This window comes from Natronobacterium texcoconense, assembly GCF_900104065.1.
GTDB classification, from domain to species: domain Archaea; phylum Halobacteriota; class Halobacteria; order Halobacteriales; family Natrialbaceae; genus Natronobacterium; species Natronobacterium texcoconense.
In genome coordinates this window covers 1,031,040-1,054,690 of record NZ_FNLC01000002.1, presented here as the reverse complement: position 1 = coordinate 1,054,690, position 23,651 = coordinate 1,031,040, and the positions used below count along the sequence as shown (strand labels likewise).

General features: G+C 62.0%; 20 protein-coding genes and 4 pseudogenes. 10 read left to right on the top strand and 14 right to left on the bottom strand.

The genetic code is table 11. The annotated features are described in order from the left end of the window. Positions 1–13 precede the first annotated feature (13 nt). Positions 14–1,051 carry a hypothetical protein gene (locus BLR35_RS20320; RefSeq protein ID WP_139169287.1) on the top strand — a complete coding sequence of 346 codons (1,038 nt, stop codon included), beginning with the start codon at positions 14–16 and terminating at the stop codon, positions 1,049–1,051. Positions 1,052–1,095: 44 nt separating this feature from the next. Here the strand turns inward: BLR35_RS20320 and BLR35_RS20315 are convergent, their stop codons facing one another. After that, positions 1,096–1,626, bottom strand: coding sequence for a hypothetical protein (locus BLR35_RS20315; RefSeq protein WP_139169286.1), 531 nt, complete (start codon positions 1,624–1,626; stop codon positions 1,096–1,098). Positions 1,627–1,767: 141 nt separating this feature from the next. Between BLR35_RS20315 and BLR35_RS20995 the strand changes: the two are divergent. After that, positions 1,768–2,232: pseudogene (locus tag BLR35_RS20995) on the top strand (IS1595 family transposase); the annotation flags it as partial. Positions 2,233–2,364: 132 nt separating this feature from the next. Here BLR35_RS20995 and BLR35_RS12555 read toward each other — a convergent pair. From BLR35_RS12555 to BLR35_RS12535, 5 genes are all read right to left on the bottom strand, one after another. After that, on the bottom strand, positions 2,365–2,973 hold the full coding sequence (locus BLR35_RS12555) for a trimeric intracellular cation channel family protein (RefSeq protein ID WP_090382980.1): 609 nt from the start codon (positions 2,971–2,973) through the stop codon (positions 2,365–2,367). 107 nt (positions 2,974–3,080) lie between these two features. Next, positions 3,081–3,581: a hypothetical protein gene (locus BLR35_RS12550; RefSeq protein WP_090382362.1), complete on the bottom strand. Its 501-nt coding sequence runs from the start codon at positions 3,579–3,581 to the stop codon at positions 3,081–3,083. Between the two features lie 82 nt (positions 3,582–3,663). Further along, positions 3,664–4,071, bottom strand: coding sequence for a hypothetical protein (locus BLR35_RS12545; RefSeq protein ID WP_244510237.1), 408 nt, complete (start codon positions 4,069–4,071; stop codon positions 3,664–3,666). A 92-nt stretch (positions 4,072–4,163) separates the two neighbouring features. After that, on the bottom strand, positions 4,164–6,296 hold the full coding sequence (gene rqcH / locus BLR35_RS12540; RefSeq protein WP_090382357.1) for a ribosome rescue protein RqcH: 2,133 nt from the start codon (positions 6,294–6,296) through the stop codon (positions 4,164–4,166). Positions 6,297–6,385: 89 nt separating this feature from the next. Then, positions 6,386–6,724, bottom strand: a complete 339-nt coding sequence (locus BLR35_RS12535) for a DUF8106 domain-containing protein (protein ID WP_090382354.1) — start codon at positions 6,722–6,724, stop codon at positions 6,386–6,388. A gap of 253 nt (positions 6,725–6,977) precedes the next feature. Here BLR35_RS12535 and BLR35_RS12530 point away from each other — a divergent pair, with 253 nt between their 5' ends. After that, positions 6,978–7,637, top strand: coding sequence for a hypothetical protein (locus tag BLR35_RS12530; protein ID WP_090382352.1), 660 nt, complete (start codon positions 6,978–6,980; stop codon positions 7,635–7,637). A 70-nt stretch (positions 7,638–7,707) separates the two neighbouring features. Beyond that, positions 7,708–10,389 carry a PAS domain S-box protein gene (locus BLR35_RS12525; protein WP_090382349.1) on the top strand — a complete coding sequence of 894 codons (2,682 nt, stop codon included), beginning with the start codon at positions 7,708–7,710 and terminating at the stop codon, positions 10,387–10,389. Positions 10,390–10,395: 6 nt separating this feature from the next. On the opposite strand, the gene BLR35_RS12520 is transcribed toward BLR35_RS12525, so the two are convergent. Continuing rightward, complete coding sequence (locus tag BLR35_RS12520) at positions 10,396–11,193, bottom strand: SDR family NAD(P)-dependent oxidoreductase (protein ID WP_090382347.1); 798 nt, start codon at positions 11,191–11,193, stop codon at positions 10,396–10,398. Positions 11,194–11,446: 253 nt separating this feature from the next. On the opposite strand from BLR35_RS12520, the gene BLR35_RS12515 reads away from it, so the two are divergent. Further along, on the top strand, positions 11,447–11,896 hold the full coding sequence (locus BLR35_RS12515) for an OsmC family protein (protein ID WP_090382977.1): 450 nt from the start codon (positions 11,447–11,449) through the stop codon (positions 11,894–11,896). Between the two features lie 28 nt (positions 11,897–11,924). On the opposite strand, the gene BLR35_RS12510 is transcribed toward BLR35_RS12515, so the two are convergent. Together BLR35_RS12510 and BLR35_RS20310 are read right to left on the bottom strand one after the other, a co-directional pair. Next, positions 11,925–12,959 carry a PfkB family carbohydrate kinase gene (locus BLR35_RS12510; RefSeq protein ID WP_090382344.1) on the bottom strand — a complete coding sequence of 345 codons (1,035 nt, stop codon included), beginning with the start codon at positions 12,957–12,959 and terminating at the stop codon, positions 11,925–11,927. Positions 12,960–13,355: 396 nt separating this feature from the next. Next, positions 13,356–13,742 carry a hypothetical protein gene (locus BLR35_RS20310; protein WP_139169285.1) on the bottom strand — a complete coding sequence of 129 codons (387 nt, stop codon included), beginning with the start codon at positions 13,740–13,742 and terminating at the stop codon, positions 13,356–13,358. 37 nt (positions 13,743–13,779) lie between these two features. On the opposite strand from BLR35_RS20310, the pseudogene BLR35_RS12505 reads away from it, so the two are divergent. After that, positions 13,780–14,077: pseudogene (locus tag BLR35_RS12505) on the top strand (transposase); the annotation flags it as partial. Positions 14,078–14,119: 42 nt separating this feature from the next. Here BLR35_RS12505 and mutS read toward each other — a convergent pair. Then, a complete protein-coding gene (mutS, locus tag BLR35_RS12500) occupies positions 14,120–16,759 on the bottom strand; it encodes a DNA mismatch repair protein MutS (protein ID WP_090382342.1) in 2,640 nt (879 codons plus the stop codon). Between the two features lie 108 nt (positions 16,760–16,867). Between mutS and BLR35_RS12495 the strand changes: the two genes are divergently transcribed. The 3 genes and pseudogenes from BLR35_RS12495 to BLR35_RS12485 all read left to right on the top strand — a co-directional run bounded on the left by BLR35_RS12495 (position 16,868) and on the right by BLR35_RS12485 (position 18,949). After that, a complete protein-coding gene (locus BLR35_RS12495; protein WP_090382340.1) occupies positions 16,868–17,641 on the top strand; it encodes a universal stress protein in 774 nt (257 codons plus the stop codon). 193 nt (positions 17,642–17,834) lie between these two features. Then, positions 17,835–18,503: pseudogene (locus BLR35_RS12490) on the top strand (helix-turn-helix domain-containing protein). A 92-nt stretch (positions 18,504–18,595) separates the two neighbouring features. Continuing rightward, positions 18,596–18,949, top strand: coding sequence for a DUF7344 domain-containing protein (locus BLR35_RS12485; protein ID WP_090382337.1), 354 nt, complete (start codon positions 18,596–18,598; stop codon positions 18,947–18,949). A 30-nt stretch (positions 18,950–18,979) separates the two neighbouring features. Here the strand turns inward: BLR35_RS12485 and BLR35_RS12480 are convergent, their stop codons facing one another. From BLR35_RS12480 to BLR35_RS12470, 3 genes are all read right to left on the bottom strand, one after another. After that, positions 18,980–19,696 (bottom strand): universal stress protein, encoded by a 717-nt coding sequence (locus tag BLR35_RS12480; protein ID WP_090382335.1) that lies wholly within the window; start codon positions 19,694–19,696, stop codon positions 18,980–18,982. Beyond that, positions 19,693–21,114, bottom strand: coding sequence for an APC family permease (locus BLR35_RS12475; protein WP_090382332.1), 1,422 nt, complete (start codon positions 21,112–21,114; stop codon positions 19,693–19,695). The genes BLR35_RS12480 and BLR35_RS12475 overlap by 4 nt, the downstream gene beginning before the upstream one ends. Positions 21,115–21,190: 76 nt before the next feature. After that, a complete protein-coding gene (locus BLR35_RS12470; protein WP_090382331.1) occupies positions 21,191–21,520 on the bottom strand; it encodes a tRNA-binding protein in 330 nt (109 codons plus the stop codon). 60 nt (positions 21,521–21,580) lie between these two features. On the opposite strand from BLR35_RS12470, the gene BLR35_RS12465 reads away from it, so the two are divergent. Beyond that, on the top strand, positions 21,581–22,771 hold the full coding sequence (locus BLR35_RS12465; RefSeq protein WP_090382328.1) for an outer membrane protein assembly factor BamB family protein: 1,191 nt from the start codon (positions 21,581–21,583) through the stop codon (positions 22,769–22,771). A 6-nt stretch (positions 22,772–22,777) separates the two neighbouring features. Here the strand turns inward: BLR35_RS12465 and thiD are convergent. Then, positions 22,778–23,572: pseudogene (gene thiD / locus BLR35_RS12460) on the bottom strand (bifunctional hydroxymethylpyrimidine kinase/phosphomethylpyrimidine kinase); the annotation flags it as partial. Between the last annotated feature and the right edge of the window lie 79 nt (positions 23,573–23,651).

Sequence of the window (23,651 nt, the reverse complement as noted above, 5' to 3'; positions counted from 1 at the left end):
CAGTGGATATGATGTGATAGACTGTTCTGACTGGCAGTATGATGGGCCAGGATGTATTCAGTCTGAGGGAGACAGGGGTGAAGTAAAAGATAGTAGTAATACAAATCAAATAGTTCAATCAGATGATGATGAATGTTGGACAGAATACAACTGTAGCGGCGGAAACCAATATAGCAGAGAGTGTTGTTTTGAACCATACTTTTATACTACCGATGACGATAGTCGAGAAGCTCTAGGTCCCGCTGGAATATACTTAGAAGGAAACTTACAGACAATCCTGACGAATTTAGGAAGTGTACCTGGTGGCCAGTGGGAAGAAACTGCAAGTGGTAAATGGTCTACAGATTTCGCACTACATACAGGATACGATATGATGATCTCTGATGAGGACCGGGATTCCTATGGTGATCCTGCCTATGTCATTGATGACTTTAAAACTACTATCTCAGTTGGCTCACAACCAGCTTATCTTCATACATATAAAAATATTCATGACCCCAGTGATTGGGTCGGTGCAACCGCTGACTTAGATGAATATCAAGACTATGATATAGGAGACTATGTCAAAGAGACTGCCATGTTTGCGATGAATTTCTACGTTGAAAGACTACCGATAATTGGTGATACGCTTAGTACCCTAAATGATGTGCATGATTACGTGAGTACAATGCATAATATGCTTACTCATGACCCAGAGGAAGATCAAACTATTGAACTAGAATATGACGTAGACTCAGCTGCTACTTTTTCTCCTTGGGTACGGTTCCGTCTTGATGAGATGGATCCTGAACAACAGGTTACAATTGATATCAATGAGACACATGGCTCTTGGAACGTTGAAACAGACATTTCTATTTCCGTTGAAGCCCCCAGTGATGATCCAACCTCATTGGGAGCTGCGACTGAGTCGGAACTCCAACGGCGTAATATTGAAAGACATCGAGTAGGCGACCACCGAGAAAGAAAAGAAGAGTACCGACCTGAATTGGACGACGACGACATAATTCACACGAAAACCACACACAAAGATAGTATTCAACTAGTCAACTAGGCTATCCTCTCCACCACCATTATTAATAATATATTGGTAAGGGATTAAGTACAATCTCCGGCGTGTGCCCGATCGAAAATCTCGTGATCGTACACTACTGCCTGTGTAGCAATTCTTTTTGGAACTGCATCAAGTGCTGCATTACCGCTACCATCTCCAATTGTCACACGAATAAAATAACATTCTCCCTCTAGTTCGCTTTGATAGGCGTCTCTATAATCTCCAATCGGGTCAGAAGTGCTAAACGAATCTTCTAACTCAAACTCTGGAATAATAAATTGGAATTTGAATTCTGCATTATCTGCCATCCAATCCTCAGCAATTTGAACCCCGTCTATCGATGGATACCCGTGATCAGTTTCTTCTCCTGATTTCACTCCATCAATAGTATAACGGTCTTCGTGAACTATAGTTCCGTTCTTCTGAGCATTAACCTTAATATTAACCACTTCACCTGTTCTATTTTCAATTTCTACCAGTGCAAGTGATGCTACTGGGCTAGCAGAACTGAAACAACCCGTTAGTGAAACACATCCGGTTAGTGAAATAAAACTAAGATAGGTTCGCCGTTTCATATTCACCTATAAATCAGACAATTATTTAATATATTCGCTCTTGGGTAGAGGATTGTTGGTGGGCAGAAACAGTCGCTGGAAGTCGCAGCAGGCACGGTGGCGTGGACGTGCTGTCCGACGAACGATGTTCCCAATCAATATCGGCACGGCAGCTATCAAGTGTTCTAGCGATACCGCTGTAAGAATTGCGATCGGACATTATTAGACGGAACCATCTTTGAATACTCTTTAGTCAAACTCGAGAAATGGACTTCACCGTCTACATCTATATCCGTTTCAACACCAGTCATTGACAGTTAGACGTTGAAATACCGTCCCTTACAAGAAAGTCTATCGGCGCATCCAATGTTTCCTGTGGTCACTGGACACGGGACACGCCTCGGTCACAACTCGAAAGTGCCGGCCGAGATCAACGAACTGTACGTGAAAGCCGGGAAAAGGCCGCAAGCGCGACGGTCGGTCGCGCTCGCGTGGTCTGACGCGCGGGCGAGGAACAGATGTCGGGATAAGACACTCGTGTTTATTCTGGCTGATCGCGGCACCGGCGAGCACTACGTACTGCCAGCGAAAGCCACCGACGAATCGACAATTCGACTCCGACTTGCCGTCTCTCCGAGCGTTCCAGTTCTGCTGCCACATCTATCGAAAACCAGACAAAGAAACACTGAAAGCCACCCTCGAAATTGCACGATTCACTAACAATCTACGCCACAAGAGCGAACATAGAATTTATCTATTTCATTGCTCACGTACCAGCCCGAGCATCTGGACCGACGGTAGCGACCAGCCATAGGTAACCGCCGCAAGTCGCGTTCCGACCGTCACGATCGCACACGCTGCCGGCGCGACGGCCTCGACTCCAGCGACCGTTGCCAGCCAGTAGCTGGTCCTGCCGAGCACCGCACAGCTCGCGTAGAAGTCGTCGAACAGGATGAACGGAGAACGGTCGAGCAGGATGTCCGCGACGGCTCCGCCGCCGGCCGCGTTGATCGTCGCGACCGCGACGACGCCGAAACTCGAGAGGCCGGCCTCGGTCGCGACGATCGCACCGGTCGTCGCGAACGCGGCGAGCCCGACGGCGTCCGAAATCTGCGTGATCGGGTGTTCGTCCGGCGACTCGAGGACGGCGGTTATCCCGATGGCCAGCGCGACGCCGACCAGTCCGAGTGCGATCTCGTCCAGCGCCCGGAGCGCCAGCGGGACGCGGTTGACCATCAGGTCCCGTGTCATCCCGCCGGCAAACGCCGTCGCGAGTCCGACGACGGTTATCCCGAACAGGTCGAACCGTTCGCGGATCGCCTTGGCTGCACCGACCAGCGCGAACGCGACCAGGCCGATCGTGTTCATGACGGCGAACGGATCGCCGAACAGCGTCTCGAGAACCTCCGGAATCACTACTGTCGGCCAGGGGAGTCGGTGTAATGAACGCTACGCTTCCGTGGGAGCGGTTTACGTCAGCCGAGGAGATATCTGAGTACGGCCTCGAGGACGGCGAGGACGAGGAGGCTGCCGACGAAGAAGGGCGCGAATCCGAAGCCGAACAGGGCGAGCGGATCCGTTTCGCCGCCGACGCGCAGGAAGACGAAGAGCAAGAGCGTGCTGATAGCCGTGAACCCGATCATCGGGACGACGTAGCCGAACCGGGCGAACAGGAAGAACGGAATCGCTGCCTGTACCGCCAGCAATCCCCCGGCAACGACGAGAAGCCACGCGAACGTTACCGGTTCGGCGACCGGATCCAGCGCCAGGTGATGAAACGCCAGCCGAACGCTGGCCCACAGTCCGGCAGCGAAGAGACCGTACCCCGCTGCTCCGGCGACTATCAGTACGACGGCAGAGAACTCCCACCTCGAGGCGGCGTATGCGAAGAGGGAGACGACGAGAACGCTCAGAGTGGCTGCGACGATCCAGGTCAGAGGCTCGCTTCCGAGGACCGGTTCGGGGATGCCGGGCATACGATACAAAAGTAACAGACCAGTGATTAGTGTTCTGACTCTACAGTTTCCGACTCGAGCTGACCGATCGTCCGAGAGTCGTTCAGGACCCTCCGTCGAACTGCTCTTCGGGGACGAGCGCCACCACCTCTTCGATTTCGAGCGCCTCGATCAACGCAGCCGGTTCACCGTCGACGAGGACGAGGCTGAGTTCGGGCGCGGTGTCGACGACGGTTATGTCGTCGGTCTCCTCCAGATGGATTTCGACCTCTTCGATCGCTGCTTCGACGAGCTCGAGCTGGCCTTCTTCAAGTTCCTCCTGTGCTTCGTCCTCGTCGATTTCTTCCTCTTCGACCCGTTCTACGATATCCGTTTGCAGTTCGGTAAACTCGTCTCTGTCGACGCCCACCGAGAGGGCGACGGTGTACTCGTCGTCCGCGTCCCCGGGCTCGTCGTCCGCGGCGGTTCGGCCGGTCAGTGCGAGTGCAACGCCGGTGCCGACGAGTTGCATCACTCGTCGACGGAGAAAACCCGTCATTCAAGGTTCTGACCCCGACGAATAGCATGGTTCTTTGCTTTCTTCCGCAAGGAATTCCCGAGGACTTACTCCTCCGCGATCCGGCTTCCGCCCGGCGGCATGAAGTGCTGGATGCGGTCCGGACTCGCGATCTTGCGGACGAACGCCTCGTCCTCGAACCGTTCGCGGAACTGTCGGTACATCCGCTTTGCGGCGTCGGCCTGGGCGTACCGGCCTGGCTCGAGTTCGATCAGCGTTTCGGCCTGTCCCTCGATGGCCGACGGCGGGCCGCCGATCACGCGGGTGTAGGGCTCACACTGGATGCCGACGGCGACGCCGACCGCCGTATCGTCGTAGTAGGTGCGGTCGCCGCGGATCGCGAACCCGCCTTTCTCGAGGTACTCGCCGCTCTCGGGAGTTTTCGTCACCTGGTCGGAGTCGACGGCGTAGACGTCGCCTGCGTAGCGGCCGTCCTTCCAGACCGACGAGTAGGAGACGGCGAACTGTGCGGCCTCCTCGATGCTCGAGTCGGGGAGTTCGATGTCGTGTGAGGACGCCTCGCTGGGGTCGGTCGCCTTCAGGACGGTGACGGGGCCGCCGTGGGCCTGCGTGTGCAGGACCTTGTCGCCGGGCTCTAAGTACTTCTTGACGAGTTCCTCGTTCTGGTCGGCGTTGCGGCCGCCGATCACGAGGTAGCCGTCGCTCGTGTGGAACCAGCGGAACCGGTCGTACCAGGGTTCGTTCTCGCGGATGGGGACCGAGGGCATCGAGAGCCAGTCTCGGTCCTCGCTCTCGTCGTCTTCGTCGTCCTCGTCATCGTCGTCGGCCTCCCACTGGTCGCGGCGGCGTTTGGCCTCCTCGAGATCCTCGCGGGTGTCCTCGATGGCCGCCAGCGCGCCCTCTTTTTTCCCCTCGACGTCCTTCGCTTCCTTGTAGAGACGGTCGGCGTTCTGCTCGACGCCGTCGCGGACGATCAGGTCGACCTGCTCGCCGTCGATCTCGACCGTCACGGTGCCCTCGCTGCCATCGAGAGAGACGACCGCTTCGGCGGCCTCGATGCCGCGCTCTTTGCCTTCCTCGAACCGTTCTTCGATCTCGTCCCACGGACGATCCTGGGCACGGGCCTCCCGGATCGTCGAGAGCACGTCGTCGACCAGCCCGTACTCGGCGTACAGCAACTCGGCTTTCTCGCGGAGTTCTTCGGCCTGCTGTTCGAATCCCTCGATCGCCCCCTCCTGTTGCTCGATGATCCGTTCGTGTTTGGCGATCTCCTCCTCGAAGTCCGGCCGTTGCTCGGTCGGGTCCGGTTCGTCTTCTTCCTCGAGTTCGAGCCGGAAGAAGTAGTCGTCGAGCGCGGCCAGGAACGAGTCGTAGGCTTCGGCTGCGAGTCCTTCGGCCTCGTGTTCCTCGAGCGGGAACGGGGTGACGTCGACGACGCTGTCGGGACTTTCCTCGTCCTCACCGTCTTCGCTCTCCACGTACAGCCGCGAATCGAAGTTCCCGTTACGGATGTCGATCGCGAGTCGCTCGACCGCCTCGTAGAGCCGGTCGTACACTCCTTCGTCGGCGTCGTCGATGTCCATCGCCTTCTCGACGCCAGCGCGGGTACAGATCTCTTCGGCGTAGAGGCCACCGAAGTTCAACTGGGTCGCGAGTGTGCGAACGACGTCCGTATCGGAGTCGTCCATCTCGTGGTAGAACGCTTCACGGGAGACTGTAAGCGGGTTCGTCCGGGTGTCCGGAAACTCGTAGCGCGAGCCGGGGACGACCGTTCGCGATTTCAGCCGGACGGTCTCGAGGCAGTCGATCACCTCGTACTCGCCGTCGGTGACGGCGACGTTGCCCTGCCCGAACAGTTCGACGATGATCCGCGTCGTTCCGTCGTCGCGCTCGAAGGTGAACTCGAGAATGCGGTCGAACTCGTACTGTTCGACCCCGACGAAGTCCGCACCCGAGAGCCGGTTGCGAAGCATCATCGCGAACTGCGGCGGTCGTCCCGGCGCGTCGGGGACGCGTTCGGGCGCGACCGTGTGGGCGCGCTTGACCTCGCCGACCTCGAGCATAAGTTCGACCCGGCCACGGTCGAAGTCCCGCATCTTCAGCCGGACGAGGTCGTCGCCGTAGAGGTAGGCCTTGTCGACCTTCGCTCCCTCGTAGGTTCCGAACTCCCCGACGAGGGCAGCGAGGTCGACGCTCGTAAGCTCTCGCTTTGCATCCATACCACAACCTGCCCGGTCCGGTCAAAAAGACGTGTCGCTCCGTGTCCGTTCGATCCCCGACGACGTTCGTGAACTATCCAGTGTCGGTGTCAGTTGCGGTCGAAGTAGTCGACAGCTGCAGTCGTCCCGGCCGCGCCGACGGTAAACGGCATGCGCCACAGTTCGGCGGAAGTTCGGAACAGGTGTCGCCACGCGCTCGCGGCGTGCTCGGCCGGGCGTCTGCGAAGCGCGGGGACGGTTTCCGTTCGTGGCTGCTCCGTCAGAACGGTGTCACAGCGGGGACAGACACGCTGGACGTACCGTCCGTTCGTTCGGACGTCCCACCCGTTTTCGTGCGGGCTCGTGTAGTCACATTCCCAGCAGAACAGCGTCGATTTCCGACGGGTCGGATCGTCACCGCTATCGTAGTACAGGAGGGTCGGGACCATCTCCTGCGAAGACCCGAAGCGGCTAGTTAAGTCCTGTCTACCTATCCCCTTGGTCAATCAAAGGTCTCCGATGACGTTCTGTTTCTGGACGAACGTCCGATACTGACTCTCCGGCTCGAGTCGAGTCGCTCACTTCGGAAAGCCTAATCCGGGCCGACCCGTTTCGAACGAACATGGACACCGTCGCCGTTCCCGTTCGAGCGCGGTCGAACCATCTCCGTCTTCGGAGTCGAATCGGAGGTCGTCGACAGCCATGAGCGCACCCGAAGGCCAACGCGCCTGGACCGACGTAGTCCGGATTCCATCCTTCCTCGAGCAACTCGAGGAGGAAGGCGGCGTGCCGGCCCTCGACCTGGTCGAACAACTGACCGCCGACAGCGACGTCGAGGTACCGACCGGCGGCGTCGTCTACCACGACCGCGGGATCCGGGTCCCCGGCTACGACGTCACGTTCGTCCACGAACCGACGGGGTCGCGTGGCCGTCCTGCGTTCAGCGTCGAGGTCGATACGGTCGGACCGCGAAACGCCTGGGCGATTTTCGACAGGACGGTCTCCTGGGACGTCTACCTGCTCCGGACCGAGGGGCTCGCGGCGCTGGCCTGGATGAGCGACGAAGAGTACCGCATCGACGAAGCTGACATGTTCGACTCGAAGGAAGACGCTCTCGCAGGCGGTCGATTCTCCTTCGGTGTCTTCCTCTACGACGAGAACGCCTGGCAGGAGCGGGCCGACCGACTGGCGGAGACCACCGCACCGGCGTACCTGCGAAGCGACGACGGCTCGACGATGTTCGCCTCGACCCAGTCCCAGTTCTACCAGTACGTCGACTCGACACCGACCGAGTTCCGGACCAGCGGCGGCAACGCGCCGTCGTATCTCGGCCTGCTCGAGTTCGAGTTAACGGCCGATTGAATCGGTCAGGCGCCGCGACGGGTCGACCTATCGACAGTGGACTTATGCGATTCAGTGATCTTGCACCTGTATGAGTGATAGACCGCCGACCGCACAGGATCCGGACGCGTTCAGCGGGCTCGAGCAGTATCGAGCGCTGGCCGATGCGGTCGGTGGCGTCTACCGACTCGATTCCGACGGGCGATTTACCGCGGTCGACGACGACGTCCTCGAACTGACGGGGTACGACCGTGAGGATCTGCTTGGCGAGCACGTCTCGATCGTCGTCGACGACCGCGACGTCGATCGACTCGAAGAAGAGATCGAGAGTCGCTTCGAGAGCGGTGAGCGGGACGCCTCGTTCACGTTCGGGCTCGCGATCGAGACTGCGAGCGGCGGTCGCGTTCCCTGCGAACTCCGGTTCAGTCTCCTTGCTGATGAGGACGAATTCCAGGGGACGGTCGGCGTCGTCGACGAGGCCGTCGACGGCTCGGGACGGGCGGAAACGAACCTCGAATCGCTGTGGCGAACCTACGAGTCGATCGCGTCGGTCATCGACGAGGCCGACGTCGGCGTCTTCGTCCTGGACGAGACGTTCGACGTGGTCTGGATCAACGAGACGATAGAACGCTACTTCGGCGTCGACCGAACCGAGGTCGTCGGGCGGGACAAGCGAACGCTCATCGAGGAGTCGATCAGCGAGCGGTTCGTCGACTCCGACGAGTTCGCCGACACGGTCCTGGCGACCTACGACGACAACACGTACGTCGAACAGTTCGAGTGTCGGATCACAGGCGGCGACGACCGCGAGGAACGCTGGCTCGAGCATCGGAGCAAGCCGATCGAGTCCGGTCGTTACGCAGGTGGTCGGATCGAACTCTACTACGACGTCACCGAGCGAAAAGAGTCAGAACGTGCCCTTCGAGAGAGCGAGCAGCGGTTTCGCTCGCTCGTCGACGCGGTCGAAGAGTACGCCATTTTCATGCTCGACACCGACGGCCGTATCGTCAGCTGGAACGATGGCGCCGCGGAGATCAAAGGCTACGACGAAACCGACATTCTCGGCGATCACTTCTCGAAGTTCTACACGCAATCCGACCGCGAGGCGGGCGTTCCGGAACGCAACCTCGAGGTAGCCAGGGAATCGGGAGCTGTCGAGGACGAAGGGTGGCGCGTCCGTGCGGACGGCTCGCGGTTCTGGGCGAACGTGACGATCACGCCGATCCGCGAGAACGGCGAACTACAGGGGTATGCGAAGGTTACGCGGGACATGACCGATCGACGGGAACGGGAACAGAAACTCCAGCGGGAACGCGACCTGATCGAGCGTATCCTCGAGACGAGTCCCGTCGGTATCGCGGTCGTAAACCTCGACGGCTCGACCGATCGGGCGAACGAACGGATGGCGGAATTGCTCGACCTGTCGCCCGAGAACGCATCGGAGTACGCGGCGGGACAGCAAACCATGTACGACGCCGAGGGATCCCCTATCCCGATCGAGGACCGTCCCGCAAACCGTGTTTTCGAGACCGGCGATCCCGTCTACGATCGCGAAATACTGCTGTCGACGGAGGCCAGCGACCGGATCTGGGTGTCGATAAACGCGACGCCGATCACCGATGGGGACGGGCCGCCCGAACAGGTCGTGGTGACGGCGACGGATATCACCGACCTCAAGGAACTGGCCCAGCGTCGCAAACGAGAACTCGAGGAACGCGAGAAGGAACTCGCGATCGTCCAGCTTGCGACGAACCTGATCGAGACGGGCGATAGACCGGTCATGGAGCTACTCGAGGCGTTCGTCGACGAGCTTCCGGGATCGTTCCGGTATCCGGAACAGACGGCTGCACGCGTCTCGGTCGGCGAACACGAGGTCGTTTCCGAGGCGTTCGAGTCGTACGAGGAACGAGTCACCACGGTTGCCACGACCGACAGCGGGACGCGGATCACGATCGACGCCGTCCTGCTCGAATCGCCGACCGGCCAGACCACAGAGCCGTTCCTCGAGGAGGAACGCGAACTGATAGAGACGCTCGCGACGCTGTTGAAGTTTCACTTCGAACGCCGGGAGTACATCGAGGAGTTACAGGCGGAGACGGAACGCCTCGAGCAGTTCGCCTACGCTGCCAGCCACGACCTTCAGGAGCCGTTGCGGATGATTTCGAGCTACCTCCAGTTGCTCGAGCGACGCTACGGTGAGGATTTCGACGAAGACGGCCGCGAATTCCTCGAGTTCGCCGTCGACGGTGCAGAGCGCATGCGGTCGATGATCGACGGCCTGCTCACGTACTCGCGAGTCGAGACGCAAGGCCAACCGCTCGAACCGGTCGATCTGGCGGCCGTCCTCGAGGACGTCCGCTCGGATCTCGAGTTACGGATCGCCGAAACCGATGCCGAGATCACGGTGGAATCCCTTCCACGGGTCGAGGGCGACGCCAGCCAGTTACGGCAGGTGTTTCAGAACCTGCTCGAAAACGCACTCGAGTACAGCGACGGGACGCCACGCGTTCACGTCTCGGCGGAGCGTCACGACGACGAGTGGATCATCTCGGTTCGCGACGAGGGGATCGGGATCGACCCCGACGAACGGGACCGTATCTTCGAGGTGTTCCATCGGCTGCACGGACGCGACGAACACGACGGCACCGGGATCGGGCTCGCACTCTGTGAACGCATCGTCGAACGCCACGGCGGTGAGATCGAGGTCGACTCCGAACCCGGCGAGGGATCGACGTTTTCGGTGACCTTGCCGGCGGTCGAGAACGACGCGTAACTCGTCTTACTCGAGGCCGAGGTCCTGACTCATCGAGTTACCGGCTTTCGGGACGCCTTTCGCGGTCAGCGTCTCGCCGGTGATGAACGAGGCGGCAGGACTCGCGAGGAACTGGACGACGTCGGCGATTTCTTCGCTGTGACCGATCCGGCGATCGGTCTTTTCACGCGGTGGCATGTCTTCGCTCTGGATGCCGAGGGTTTCGGCGACGCCGGGCGTCTGGACCAGGCCGGGCGCGACGCAGTTGACGCGAATTTCGTCGTCGGCCCACTCGACGGCCAGCGTCTCCGTCAGACGGATGATTGCTGCTTTCGCCGCGCTGTAGTGGCTCTCGCCGGGTGCGGCGTGCTGGCCGTTGACGCTCGAGAGGTTGACGATCGATCCGCCGTCGCCCTCGCGCATGACCTCGCCGGCGAGTTGCGTGCAGTGGACCATGCTCGTGAGGTTGAGATCCATGATCGTCTCCCAGCCGTTCGCGGAGATGTCCTCGAAGTTGGCGACGAACTCGCCGCCTGCGTTGTTCACGAGAACGTCGACGTCGCCGAACTCCTCGACCGTCTCGTCGACCAGATTCTGGACCTGCTCGCGCTCGCGGACGTTACATTCGACGGCCAGCGCGTCGCCGGCGTCCTCGGCGTCGTTGATCGCATCTGCGACGGGGCCGATCCGGTCCATCGACCGCGAACAGATGGCGACGTTCGCGCCGCTGGCTGCGAGCGTTTCCGCGATCGCTTTGCCGATTCCCTGGCTCGCACCGGTGACGATGGCAGTTTCTTCTGCCACGTCGTACGTTGGTTCGCGCATCGTGCTGTATGGTGTCGGGCTACGCCATATTGTTACCGATGTAAACCAAATTGCCGTCGGTGGCGAACACGTTATGGTCTTCCTTCTGGAAGAAGTTGCCGGGAGCCACGAGACGGACGGCAGCCACGGTGGGCAGTCGCCGAGGTGCCTGACGCCACACGATGGCTGTTTTCCGTGTTCGCTTCGTCATCGATAGCGCCGGTGTTTTCCCCCGTCACACGCTTGAAGACCGTCCCCTGGCATGGTCGGGGTGATGAGCAATTCAGCACGGACGCAACGATTCGACGTCTCGGCGACCGGCGAGAGCCACACGAAGACGACGGTCACGGCTCGAGACTTCGAGTTCGTGATCGACGAACCGCCAGCGAGCGGTGGCACCGACGACGGACCGACCCCCGTCGAGTACCTGCTCGGCTCCTGGGCCGGCTGTCTCAACGTCGTCGCCCACCTCGTCGCCGACGAGTACGGGTTCGACCTCGAGTCCGTCGAAATACACCTCGAGGGCGAGCTAGATCCCGCCAGATTCCTCGGCAAGAGCGACGAGCCACGCCCCGGCTATCAGGAGATCGACGTCACGCTCGAGGTCGAGGCCGACGCCGAGAACGAGGTACTCGAGGAGTGGCTCGCCGAGGTCGAACGACGCTGTCCCGTCGGCGACAACATCGAGAACGAGACGCCAACGACGCTAACGCTGGAGCACTGAAGCCCCCTTTCGTTCTTCCCGACCGGGATCACCCCCGTCTACGCTCTTCCGCCAGAAACGCACGCAGATCGTCCCGGTCCCCCGTCCTCGCCGTCTCGACGTAGTAGGCCGCACAGCAGTTGCCGAGCGCGAGGACCGTCTCCCACTCCCAGTCGCGTGCCAGCCCGACAGCGACTCCGGCGCTGAACCGATCCCCAGCCCCGGTCCGTCGCCGCGGCTCGTCGACCGAGAGGTTCTTGAGGGCGATCACACCTTCCCGCGTCGCCGCGGACGCCACCTCGGACTCGTGGAGCACGGCAGCCGTGATTTCGGCGGTCTCGCGTACCGTTCGGAGGTTCTCATCGTCCTCTCCTGCCTCTCCGCTCGAGATCGCAGTGACCGTCGCCTCGAGTTCCGCCCGGTTGACGCTGTAGACGACGTCGGTCCGCGACTCGAGGTCCCCGAGCACCTCGAGCAGCCGCGAGACGTCGTCGCTCGATCTGACGCTCACTGGCCCTGGATCGAGGACGAAGGTATCGGCCTCGAGCGGACCGTCCGCGAGCGTCGCCAGCGCGTCGGTCAGCCCCTCGATCGACGCCCAGTTGCCACAGCAGAGCGCGTCGGCCGCCAGCGCGTCGCGTGGCTTCTCGCCCGTCGCTTCCGTGAGGTCCTCGAGCGTCCAGTTCCCGACCGTCTCCGATCGCTCCGAGAGCAGGAGGTCGTCGTCTTCGAACGCGAACACGTCGATCCGTGCCGGTTCGCCCATCGAGACAGTCTCGAACGGCAGGTCCGCGAAGACGGGATCCTCGAGGTAGCCGTAGAGCGTCGTCTCTGCACCCAACGCGTGGGCCTGTCGGGCCACGTTGGGTGCCTGTCCGGCGGCTTCCCTGGACTCGCGTTCGACCGGGAACGAGTCGTACTCGCTGCGAGCGATGGCGTCTCCGAAAGATTTGCGTTCCGTAATGCGGTTCTCTTCCCCGTCGTAGGCGACGTAGTACTCGTCGACGCTGCCGTCGGGAAACGCCGTCACCCGTCGCGGATCTGCCTCGCTCGCCAGTCGCTCCGCAAGTGCGTTGTAGCCCATACCGGGTTCGCAACGTCCGCAGGGAAAAACGACCTCGATGAAATCGAACGCTTATTCATACGATCGTTGTATTCGATTCTCACCGATCCCCGGCCCCGTATCTGGCAATCAGCGGGAAATAGGTACAACGATTCGGCGCTGGTGAATCACTAGACCGCGTCGACTTACTACGTAGAATCCCGTCACTCGAGGCGTCACGCTGGAAGGAATTTGCCTGTGGCGTCGACGGTTCCAGCATTGACGAAGCGGATTGACGCTCCCACGGCTCCATTGAACACTAGAACCCGACGCTGCATGCCGATTCACCAGATAATGGCAAAGATTAGATATTAGGGGAGCCCACATCAACATATGACACCTAAATATCGTTATTGCTAGTAGAACCGGCTCTGAATCTCAATTATCAGCCAAAACCATCAATTGTTGGTGATCGTTTGGGTCATAATGAAGGCTAGCCATCGAAGCTATCTCTCCTTCATTAGAAATCGAGGCTGGCCACCCGAATTCGAACTCGTCGGAATCATCAATTCGAATGCCAATACGAGCAGGTGTATCGTCAATTGAAATATCCTCGTTACCCGTATTTGGTTCCATTTCAAACGTTTCTCGGTAGAAGTACGTATCCCACTCTGACCCAATCCGAACAGTAATCGAATGCTCTTCTTGCGCAGCGTTGTACAAGTTAAAGGCGTATTCCGTCTCGGTATCGGACCGGGAAAGACATCCCGCAGAGAGCGTTGAAATGGCGAGGCCTGAGACAGCGAGATACGATCTCCTGTTCATAGAATAACATGAGTGGCTCTGTGGAAATATCTTCTGGGGCGAGTTGCACAGCCTCGCCGCTGACAAAGGTGATGACTGGCAACGATTACGTGATAAACTCCAGGGAGAGGACGGAAGGCTGCTGATCAACTATCGAGAGGTCCGTCCCATCGATACGCGATAACGCGTGGATCGCTGGAGCTCTCTACGGCCAGAGAGAGCTGTCTGAGGCCGTCTTCTCGGTGATCAAGCGCACGTTCGGCGATGCCGTGCGTGCGCGAAGCTGGTATCGTGAATTCTGTAAAATCGTCCTGATGTGTGTCGCCTATAACATCGAGCCTGCCGTTACACAGTGAAACCCAACGCTCTCTGACGATTCACCAGGCCAACGATTCGTATCAGTCCTCGAGTCGTTCCTTCAACTCCTGGACCTCCGACACCAGTTCGATCGGCGGTGTCGAGTTCACGTCCAGTTCCTCGAGGTCCTCGAGGACGGCTTTCGCCTCGGGGTCGACGGTCTCACCCTCGGCGGCTGGCTCGCCACCGTCCGCGTTTGCCGGCCCGCGGAACTCTCCCTGGGAGAGGTCGAAGACGGTCTGGACGGGGTCGCTCGAGCCGCCACCCTTGGCCTCGATTGCCTTCTCCTCGCGCAGGCGCTCGAGGACGTCTCGCGCGCGGTCGACGACCGGGTTCGGAACTCCCGCGAGGTCGGCGACGTGGATGCCGTAGGAGCGATCCGTGGGGCCGTCCCGTACCGTTCGGAGGAAGGTGACGTCGCCGTCCTGTTCGTCCGCGGCGACGTGGACGTTCGCGACTCGCGGGAGGTTCTCGGCGAGACCAGTCAGTTCGTGGTAGTGGGTCGCAAAGAGCGTCTTGGCCTGTACTTCGTTGTGCAGGTACTCCGTCGCGGCCCAGGCGATCGAGATACCGTCATAGGTGGCGGTGCCGCGGCCGACCTCGTCGAGGATGACCAGCGAGTCATCCGTGGCGGTGTGGAGAATGTTCGAGAGTTCGCTCATCTCGACCATGAACGTCGAGCGACCCTGTGCCAGTTCGTCCAGCGCACCGACGCGGGTGAAGATCCCGTCGACGAGTCCGATCTCGGCGTCTCTCGCCGGGACGAAGCTACCGATCTGGGCTAGCAGGACGATACAGGCCACCTGGCGCATGTACGTCGACTTCCCGGACATGTTTGGCCCCGTCACGACCAGGAAGCCCCTATTCTCGTCCATCGCGACGTCGTTCGGGACGAACTCCGTCGTCTGCTCGACGACCGGATGTCGGCCCTGATCGATCTCGAGGCGGTCGCCGCGGTGCAGTTCCGGCTGAATCCAGCGGTTCTCGGCCGCGTGGGTCGCCAGACTCGCCAGCGCGTCGACGGTCGCGAGCGTCCGGCCGACGTCCTGTAAGAGTTCGGCGCACTCGGCGACCTCCTCACGCAGTTGCTCGAAGAGTTCGTACTCGAGGTCGCCACGACGTTCCTCGAGGCGCAGAATTTCGCGTTCTTTCTCCTCGAGTTCATCGGTCGTGAACCGCTTCGAATTCTTGAGCGTCTTGATCTCCTCGTAGTGGTCGGGGACGCCGTCGGCAGCGGACTTGCCGACCTGGATGTAGTAGCCGTCGGTCTTGTTGCGATCGACGGTGACGTGCGAGAGGCCGTGTGCGGACTTCTCGCGGTCGGCGAGGGTGTCGAGCCACTCCTTGATCGCCTCGTGGCGTTCGATCACCTCGTCGAGTTCCTCGTCGTACCCCTGCTGGAAGAGTCCGCCCTGAGTGACCGTCGATGGTGGATCTTCGGCGAGCGCCGCCGCGACGGTCTGCTCGAGGTCGGCAGCAGCCTCGCGGTCTGGCCGGCGTACGATCTCGGCGAGCGGCGAGTCGGCCAGTTCGGGATTCGACTCGATCGACTCGACCAGTGCGGGCAGAACGGCGAGCGTGTCCCGAACCGACAGCAGGTCGCGGGCGTCCGCGCTGCCGTGGGTTGCCTTCGATGCCAGCCGCGCCAGGTCGTAGGCCTCGCCCAGTCGATCCTGCAGTTCGTCTCGAGCGAGCGCGGCCGACGACAGCGCGGCGACCGACTCCTGGCGACGCTCGAGGACCTCGAGCGAGCGGCGGGGACGGCAGAGCCACTCCTTCAGCAGCCGCCGGCCCGCGCTCGTCTCTATGTGGTCGATCGTCTCGAACAGCGAGCCGTCGCTGTCCCCTTGCATGGTTTCGGTCAACTCGAGGTTTCGCTGGGTCGTCGCGTCCAGCGTCACGTGATCGTCGCCGTGGTGGGCCTGGATGCGAGTCATCGAGGCCAGCACCCCTGCACCGGTCTCGGCGACGTAGTCGAGGACGGCACCGGCCGCTGCAATCGCGGGGGTGCCGACCGAGAGCCGGTCGATCGTCTCCCGGCCGAACTGGTCGCCGACCTCGTGACTGGCGCGTTTCGGCGCGAACGCCTCCGTCTCGTGGAGCGTGAGCGTGGCGTCGAACCGCTCGCGCACAGTCGAGAGCAGATCGTCGTCGGTCCGCGCTTCCGGGCCTGGTAGGACCTCGACGGGGCCGAACCGGTAGAGTTCCGTCAGTGCCTCGTCGCCGTCGTCGGCTTCCGCGACGAGGAAGCGGCCAGTCGTTACGTCGGCGAACGCGAGGCCGTAGCCGTCGTCGCCCGTCGCCGCGCCGTCGACCACCGCCGCGAGGTACTGGGCGTCGGCGTCGGTCGTCTCGAGCAAGGTCCCGGGAGTCACCACGCGGACGATTTCGCGGGCGTGACCCGAGTCGGTCTCGTACTGGTCGGCGACGGCGACCCGGTAGCCGCGCTCGACCAGCGCCTTCAGATACGGCGTGAGGTCGTCGACCGGGACGCCGGCCATCGGGTACGACGAGCCATGGGAGGACTTCTTCGAGACTTTCAGGTCGAGTTCGTCCGCGACGGTCTCGGCGTCGTCGGCGAAAAACTCGTAGAAGTCCCCACACTGCATCGCCAGCAGATCCGCGTCGGTCCCCTCCTTCAAGGAGAGAAACTCCCCGACGATCCCCGTCGCCTCTGTCATACCCGATGCCTGGCGTTCCACCGCAAAAACCCTGCGGGATCCGCGGCGAAAGTGGTCGGTTCCGGTCGGGGTACTATTACGCCGGGCGTCGTATCTCGGCAGAAGACGATGCCTGCTCCCCGAGACCACCGCGTGCTCGTGCCCGTCGACGTCCTCGGCGGCGAAGGGATTCCACAGACGGTCGTCGACGCGTTCGCGTCGGTGCCGATCACGCTGCTTGCCTACCGCGAGATCCCCGACCAGATCGGCACCGATCAGGCCCGCGACCAGTTCGGCGACCGGGCACGCGCCGAACTCGAGGAGCTTCAGGCGGTCTTCGAGGACGCCGGCTGCGTCGACGTCTCGACGCGGCTCGTGTTCACACACGACCGGCTGAAGACGTTCGAGCGCGTCGCACTCGCGGAATCCTGTACCGCTGTCCTGATGCTCAACCCTGCGCCGAAACTCGAGTCGGTGCTGGTCGCCGTCCGAGGTGACGTCAACCTCGAGTACATCGCCAGTTTCCTCGGGACGCTCGTGGCTGGCACCGACCTCGAGGTGACGTTCTTCCGGGTCGTCTCCGACGAGGACGATCGCGATCGAGGATACGAACTCCTCGAGACGGCAGTCGACGAACTCGCAGATACGGGCGTCGACCGCGACCGGATCGACACGTCGATCGTCGTCGACGGGTCGCCGACGGCGGAGATCGTCGCCGCTGCGGACGATCACGACATGCTCGTCGTCGGCGAGAGTCGGCCGTCGGTACGCCGGTTCATCTTCCGCGATCGGGCGAAGACGCTGGCGAGAGGGACGGTCGATCCCGTGCTCGTGATTCGCGGTGAGTACCTCGAGGAAGACGAGGAATCGACCGAAGAAGACGGCGGCTATAGTAGCCACTGAAAGTCAGTGCGCACCCGATCGCACGACGGCTGTGCGATAGAGGAGACGCGGCCACCGTCGACGGTTCTTCGTGCGGTCACTCGAGAAGCGAGGCATCGTCTGTGGGAGAACGGTCGTAGTTGCTGACTCTCGATATCGTGGGGTTTTGTGCCGTACGACTTCGACTTATCCGTATCGAGTCCGAACTGGCGGTATGAGCATCATCGCCGAGTTTTCCATCAAATCCGAGGATTTCGCCCTGAATCACGCACTCACGACGGCTCCGACGATGGTCGTCGAGATTGAACAGGTCGTGGCGACGATGGAAGACCGCATTATGCCGTATTTCTGGGTCAGCGGTGGGAACCACGCGGAGCTCGAAGCCGCGTTTCACGACGACCAGTCCGTGAAAAACATCGCCACTGTTGACGAAGTCGACAGTGCCAAACTGTACCGCGGCGAGTGGACCCAGAACGTCGAGACCATCGTCTACGCGTACGTCGAACTCGGTGCGACGCTTCTGCAGGCGATCGGGAAAGCCGAAAACTGGGAACTGCGGATGCGATTCGACGATCGGGACGCGCTCTCGTAGTTCCAGACGTATTGCGACGACAACGGAATTTCGTACGAACTCAATCGCATCAAGGAACAGGAACAGCCCATGGCGAGCGCCCAGTACGATCTCACGCCGAAACAACGCGAAACGCTGGTAACTGCGCTCGAGGCGGGCTATTACGAGGCTCCCCGGGAGGTGACGATGAGCGAACTGGCCGACCAGATGGACGTTTCCCAGCAAGCACTCTCGAAACGGTTTCGAGGCGCGTACGAAAATCTCATCACGAGCACGCTGACGATCAGCCATCCGGAGGAGGAAGAGGAGTAAGTCTCGCCCTCGGAGTCCGATCGCCGCTGACTTTCGCTCGAGGTGGTCTATACAACCCTCCGTCTCTTCCGAAAGGAGTCCCTCCTACTCGTATGGTTGGGCCACAATGCGAACACGACGCCGCTAACGCGACCTTCGACGTCCTCGCACATCACCGTCGTCGGTACGTCCTTCAATGTCTCCACGAGTTCGAGAATCCGATTCCGATCTCGGAACTGGCTGACGAGGTCGCCGTCCGTGAATACGAGACGTCGCTTGCAGAGATTTCTGCCGAGAGACTGGACCGGGTCGGTATCTCGTTACACCACGTCCACGTTCCGAAGTTAGTGGAGGAAGGATACGTCCGGTACGATCGCGAACAGAGCCAGGTCACACTGGAAGAACCCGCCGTACAGCTCGAGCAGCTTCGAGCATATATCCGGTATAACCGAGCCGTCATGCTCTGACGACGTCGTAGCCGCGAGAGTAGCAGACGATCAGCGATCGCTTCGTGCTGTCTCGTCGGCGTCCTCGAGATGTCGGACCACGAGCACGGGGCCGACCGACTCGGCGGCGATTCGTTCGGCTTCCTCGCCGAAGACGAGCGTCCGCAGCGACGGCGCTCGCTCGCCCACGACGACGGCACCGTGATCGATCGCTGCGTCGGCGAGTGCCTCGAGCGGCGGTTCGTCGACCGAGAGTTCGGTTCGGACGTCGACTCCCCGGTCCGCGAGGCTCCTGGCGGTTGTCTCGAGCAGTTGCCGCCCCGAACGCTCGTCGTCGGTCGCGAGAAAGAGCGTGACGCCGATATCGCGGTCGCCGATCAGCTCCGCGACGAACGACTGTATCCGGTCGACGGCGACGTCACCGGTCAGCGCGACGAGCAGCCGGTCGACCGGGCCGGTCGCGCCAGGGATGGCGTAGACGTCCGAGCGCGTCTCCGCGGCGACGCGGTCGAACGTCTGCTCGGCGTCGTGGGTGAACACGAGCCGATAGTCGGCGGTCCCCTCGTCGGCTCCGAGTTCGGCCGCGACCTCCTCGAGCGCGGCGGTCGCGCGCGCTTCGTACTGCTGGCGCGCCTGGTCGGGTGGCGTCTGTTCGGGCAGGACGTGGTACCCCAGGAGGGTCACGTACGTCGGCTCGAGCAGGGCCGCGAGTCCGGCCGAGATCGATTCTCCCTCGAGAACCTGGAGTGGAACGAGTATGTGTGTCATAGTGCACCTCTCAACTGAACGTCGCGGGCGTAGTAGAAATACCAGACGGCGGTCAGGAGCATGATCCCGACACCGATGAGCTGTGAGGCCAGTTGCATGAACAGGATCAGCACGAAACTACAGATCGCACCCAGTATCGGGACGACGGGGTAGCCCGGCACCCGGAAATCGGGATCGTACCACTCGGGTTCGTCGCGACGCAGGGCGATCAGCGCGACGCAGATCAGCCCGTACATGATGAGATGGAGGAAGGAGGCGACCTCCGCGAGCAGTTCGACCTCCCCGGTTGCGGTCAACACGAGGATCGGGCCGCCGGCCATCCCCAGCGCGACGTGTGGCGTACCGTACCGGAGGTTGATCCGGCTCGCTTTCCTGGGTAACAGGGCGTCCCTCGAGACGGCGTAAATCGAGCGGGACGTACTTAGAACGGAGGCGTTAGCGCTGGACATCGTCGCCAGCAGGCCGCCGAAGACGATCGCGAACGCTCCGACGGGGCCGAGGTAGTGGCGACCGACCTCGACCATCGCCGTCTCGCCGAGGTCGCCGAGCCTGTCGCTCCCGAGCCCGCTCGTCGCGACGAAGATCGTCACCACGTAGAGCACGCCGACGATCAGCACCGAGCCGACCATCGCCAGCGGCAGGTTCCGTCCGGGATCTTTCATCTCGCCGGCGACGGTCGCGACCTGTGCGAAGCCGAGATACGAGGTGAACACGAGCGCGGCGGTCGTGAACACGGGGAATATCCCAGCGGGTGCGAACTGCTCCGGCACGCTCGGTTCGCCCACGACGCCGGCCGCGTCGAGCCCGCCGTACGCGAGGAAGACGACCAGGATCGAGAGCAACAGCGCGACGATCCCGTTCTGGAGCTTCGCCGCGTTCTCGGTTCCTGTGACGTTGAGAACTGTAAAGCCCGCGCCGAAAAGCAGGGCGATCGGGATGACCAGTCCCTCACCGACCGTGATCCCGAGTTCCGCGAGCGTGTCGACCGCGTAGTAACCGAAGCCGACGAGGTAAAACGCCGTCGCGAACACCAGCCCGAACCACAACGAAAGGCCGACGACGGTCCCCGCGAGCGTCCCCAGCCCGCGCGAGATGAAGTAGTAGCCGCCGCCACTCTTCGGCATCGCCGTCGCGAGTTCCGAGGCCGGCAACGCGACCAGCAGGGCGACGACGGCACCGATGGCGAACGACGCCGACGCCGCGGGGCCAGCTTGCTCGGCCGCCAGTCCGGGAAAGACGAAGATGCCCGCGCCGATCATCGTCCCGATCCCGATCGCGAGCCCACCCGTCAGTCCCAGCGTCCGCTCGAGTTCCGCGTCGTCGGTGTAGGTTGCTTCGTCGGTCTCGACCGTCCGTTCGACTACGGGTGATTCGCCCTCGACGTTGGTCCCCTCGGCCGACGGAGACGCCTCGTCCATAGTCGGTCGTGATTCCAGCCGAACGTATAGCTCTACTCCCGCGTTCGACTGTGAGAAAACGGAATCGCGGCGTCAGTCAGAACAACAGCCCACCCAGCGGTACCTCTTTGTCGGGTTCGACCAGGACCGGGTACTCCTCCTCTCCGGGGACGCCAACCGTCAGGGCCTCGGATTCGAAGCCCGCAATCCTGACCGAACCGAGATTCGTCGCACAGAGCACCTGTCGTCCCTCGAGGTCCTCCGGGTCGTAGTGATGATCCAGCTGTGCGGCCGACTGGATCTCGCCGTGTTCGCCGCCAAGATCGATCCACAGCTTCGTCATCTTCGGCTTCCGCGCCTCCGGGAAGGCCTCTGCCTCGAGCACTTCGCCGACGCGAATTTCGACGTCGAAGGGGTTCTCGACCATACCGAACCCGCGACGCGAACCGTCAAAACGTTTACCTGTGGTCCCGCAGATTCGTTCGATATGCGCCGCCGCCCGTTCCTCCGCGCCGCTGGAGCCCTCTCTGTTGCCACGCTTGCGACGACCGCTGGCTGTCTCTCGAGGGCCGACGACGAACCTGGATCGATCGAGGACCGCGACTACAGTGGCTACGACGACGGCACCGTCGCCTGGCCCGAAGAGGGGTTCGACGCCGCAAACACGGGATACAACCCCGACGCCGAGTTGCTCGAGTCGGATCTCGAGTCGACGAAGATCACGACCGACGGTTCGGGTATCCGCACGGATCTAGGCGGCAGTGGCGTCGCCGTCGTCGAGGATCGAGTCTACTTCGGAACTGGCGGGGGCAACGTGGTATGTTATGGCGTCGACGGGAAACGGCGCTGGAGCTACGAGGCAGATCCGGGTGCCGGCGTTCGGACGGCTCCCACGGTCACCCGCGACGTCGTCTACGTCTCTTCGGAGAACGGGAGCTACGCGCTCGACGCCGAGGACGGCGACGAACTGTGGACCAGTGACGCCGGGATTCGGTGGGGCTCGTCGGTCGTCGCGGACGGCCGACTCTACGCGCTCAGCGGCCGTGACGGTGGTGCCCTGGATCTCGAGACGGGCGAACTCGACTGGTCGGCCGAGACGTGGGCCAGAGGAGCGTACGCGGTAGCCGATGGGATCCTCTACGCGGTCGGAAGCATCGAGGGTGGAGAAATCGCCGCGTTCGAGGATGGAGAAGAGCTGTGGAGTCGGTCCGACGTCGGGGAGTTCTACGCACCGCCGGCGGTCGCCGACGACGTCGTCCTCGCCTGCACCAAACCGGGAGAACTCTACGCGCTCGATCGCGACACCGGAGAGACGGTCTGGGTGTACGAGCGCCCCCACTACGCGACGGCGAGCACGACGCCAGCCGTCGCTCACGGCCAGGTCTACTTGCCCCCCGGAAACAGCGACTGGACGCGGTGTCTCGACCTCGAGTCGGGCGACGAACTGTGGACGATCCGGACTTCCCTCTACCTGAGCCAGCCGACGGCCGTCGCCGACGGGGTCTACTTCGGGACGCCGAACGAGGGGACGTTCGCGGTCGAACCCGATGGCACGATTCGCTGGCACGACGAGGACCTGCGCCTCAGTGTGCCGATATCCGCCGTCGGCGAGCGCCTGTACGCGGTCCCGTCCGTCGGACCGTTCGGGAGCGGGGACGTCTATCTGCTCGAGAACTGACTACCGATCCACCGAGTGATTCACCGCGCCCGGCCCCTGTCCGACGTCGTAGTGGTGTTCGATCGCTCGAGCGAGGAAATCCGTCGCTCCCTCCACAGCGGACTCGAGGTCCTCGCTTCGAGCCAGCCGCGCCGTGATCGCGGCCGCGAGCGTACAGCCGGAGCCGTGGGTGGCGTCGGTGTCGACGCGCTCGTGTTCGAACGTCGTCGTTCCCTCGGGCGTCACGAGGTGGTCCCGGACGGTCTCGCCGGGGACGTGACCGCCCTTGACGAGCGCGGCATCGGTACCGAACTCGAGCAGCCTTTCGCCGGCCTCGCGTGCGCTCGCATCGTCCTCGACGGTGGTTCCGGTCAGCACCTCGGCTTCGTCGGCGTTCGGCGTGACGACCGTCGCCTCCGCGATCAGGTTCTCGTAGGCTCGCTCGGCGTTCTCGTCGAGGAGTCGGTCGCCGGAGGTGGCGACCATCACGGGGTCGACGACGAGCGGAAACGAGAACTCCCGGGCGCGGTCGGTCACGAGTTCGACGACGTCGGTCGTCGCGAGCATTCCCGTCTTCGCCGCACCGACGTCGAAGTCGTCGACGACGGCGTCTATCTGGGCGGCGATTTCGGAGCGTGGGAGCACGTGCGACGACTCGACGCCGCGGGTGTGCTGGGCCGTGACAGCCGTGATCGCCGACGTCCCGTAGACGCCGTGGGTGGCCATCGTCGAGAGGTCTGCCTGGATTCCGGCACCGCCGCCTGAGTCGCTGCCCGCGATCGTCAGGCCGACGGGTCGGCTCTCGGGTGTGGGCGTTCGCATACCAGTATGTATTCGCTGGTTATACTAATCGCTGATGATGGTGGCGATCGCTCGAGAGGGGTGACTCCACGACAGCTCT

Coding starts and splice junctions, on each gene's coding strand:
- BLR35_RS12535 (WP_090382354.1), bottom strand. CDS start 6,724: ATGGTCCCGACCCTCCTGTACTACGATAGCGGTGACGATCCGACCCGT.
- BLR35_RS20310 (WP_139169285.1), bottom strand. CDS start 13,742: ATGAACAGGAGATCGTATCTCGCTGTCTCAGGCCTCGCCATTTCAACG.
- BLR35_RS12510 (WP_090382344.1), bottom strand. CDS start 12,959: ATGGGCTACAACGCACTTGCGGAGCGACTGGCGAGCGAGGCAGATCCG.
- BLR35_RS12475 (WP_090382332.1), bottom strand. CDS start 21,114: ATGGACGAGGCGTCTCCGTCGGCCGAGGGGACCAACGTCGAGGGCGAA.
- BLR35_RS12495 (WP_090382340.1), top strand. CDS start 16,868: ATGCCTGCTCCCCGAGACCACCGCGTGCTCGTGCCCGTCGACGTCCTC.
- rqcH (WP_090382357.1), bottom strand. CDS start 6,296: ATGGATGCAAAGCGAGAGCTTACGAGCGTCGACCTCGCTGCCCTCGTC.
- BLR35_RS12480 (WP_090382335.1), bottom strand. CDS start 19,696: ATGACACACATACTCGTTCCACTCCAGGTTCTCGAGGGAGAATCGATC.
- BLR35_RS12470 (WP_090382331.1), bottom strand. CDS start 21,520: ATGGTCGAGAACCCCTTCGACGTCGAAATTCGCGTCGGCGAAGTGCTC.
- mutS (WP_090382342.1), bottom strand. CDS start 16,759: ATGACAGAGGCGACGGGGATCGTCGGGGAGTTTCTCTCCTTGAAGGAG.
- BLR35_RS12515 (WP_090382977.1), top strand. CDS start 11,447: ATGAGCAATTCAGCACGGACGCAACGATTCGACGTCTCGGCGACCGGC.
- BLR35_RS12520 (WP_090382347.1), bottom strand. CDS start 11,193: ATGCGCGAACCAACGTACGACGTGGCAGAAGAAACTGCCATCGTCACC.
- BLR35_RS12530 (WP_090382352.1), top strand. CDS start 6,978: ATGAGCGCACCCGAAGGCCAACGCGCCTGGACCGACGTAGTCCGGATT.
- BLR35_RS12465 (WP_090382328.1), top strand. CDS start 21,581: ATGCGCCGCCGCCCGTTCCTCCGCGCCGCTGGAGCCCTCTCTGTTGCC.
- BLR35_RS12550 (WP_090382362.1), bottom strand. CDS start 3,581: ATGCCCGGCATCCCCGAACCGGTCCTCGGAAGCGAGCCTCTGACCTGG.
- BLR35_RS20315 (WP_139169286.1), bottom strand. CDS start 1,626: ATGAAACGGCGAACCTATCTTAGTTTTATTTCACTAACCGGATGTGTT.
- BLR35_RS12555 (WP_090382980.1), bottom strand. CDS start 2,973: ATGAACACGATCGGCCTGGTCGCGTTCGCGCTGGTCGGTGCAGCCAAG.
- BLR35_RS12525 (WP_090382349.1), top strand. CDS start 7,708: ATGAGTGATAGACCGCCGACCGCACAGGATCCGGACGCGTTCAGCGGG.
- BLR35_RS12485 (WP_090382337.1), top strand. CDS start 18,596: ATGGTTGGGCCACAATGCGAACACGACGCCGCTAACGCGACCTTCGAC.
- BLR35_RS12545 (WP_244510237.1), bottom strand. CDS start 4,071: ATGCAACTCGTCGGCACCGGCGTTGCACTCGCACTGACCGGCCGAACC.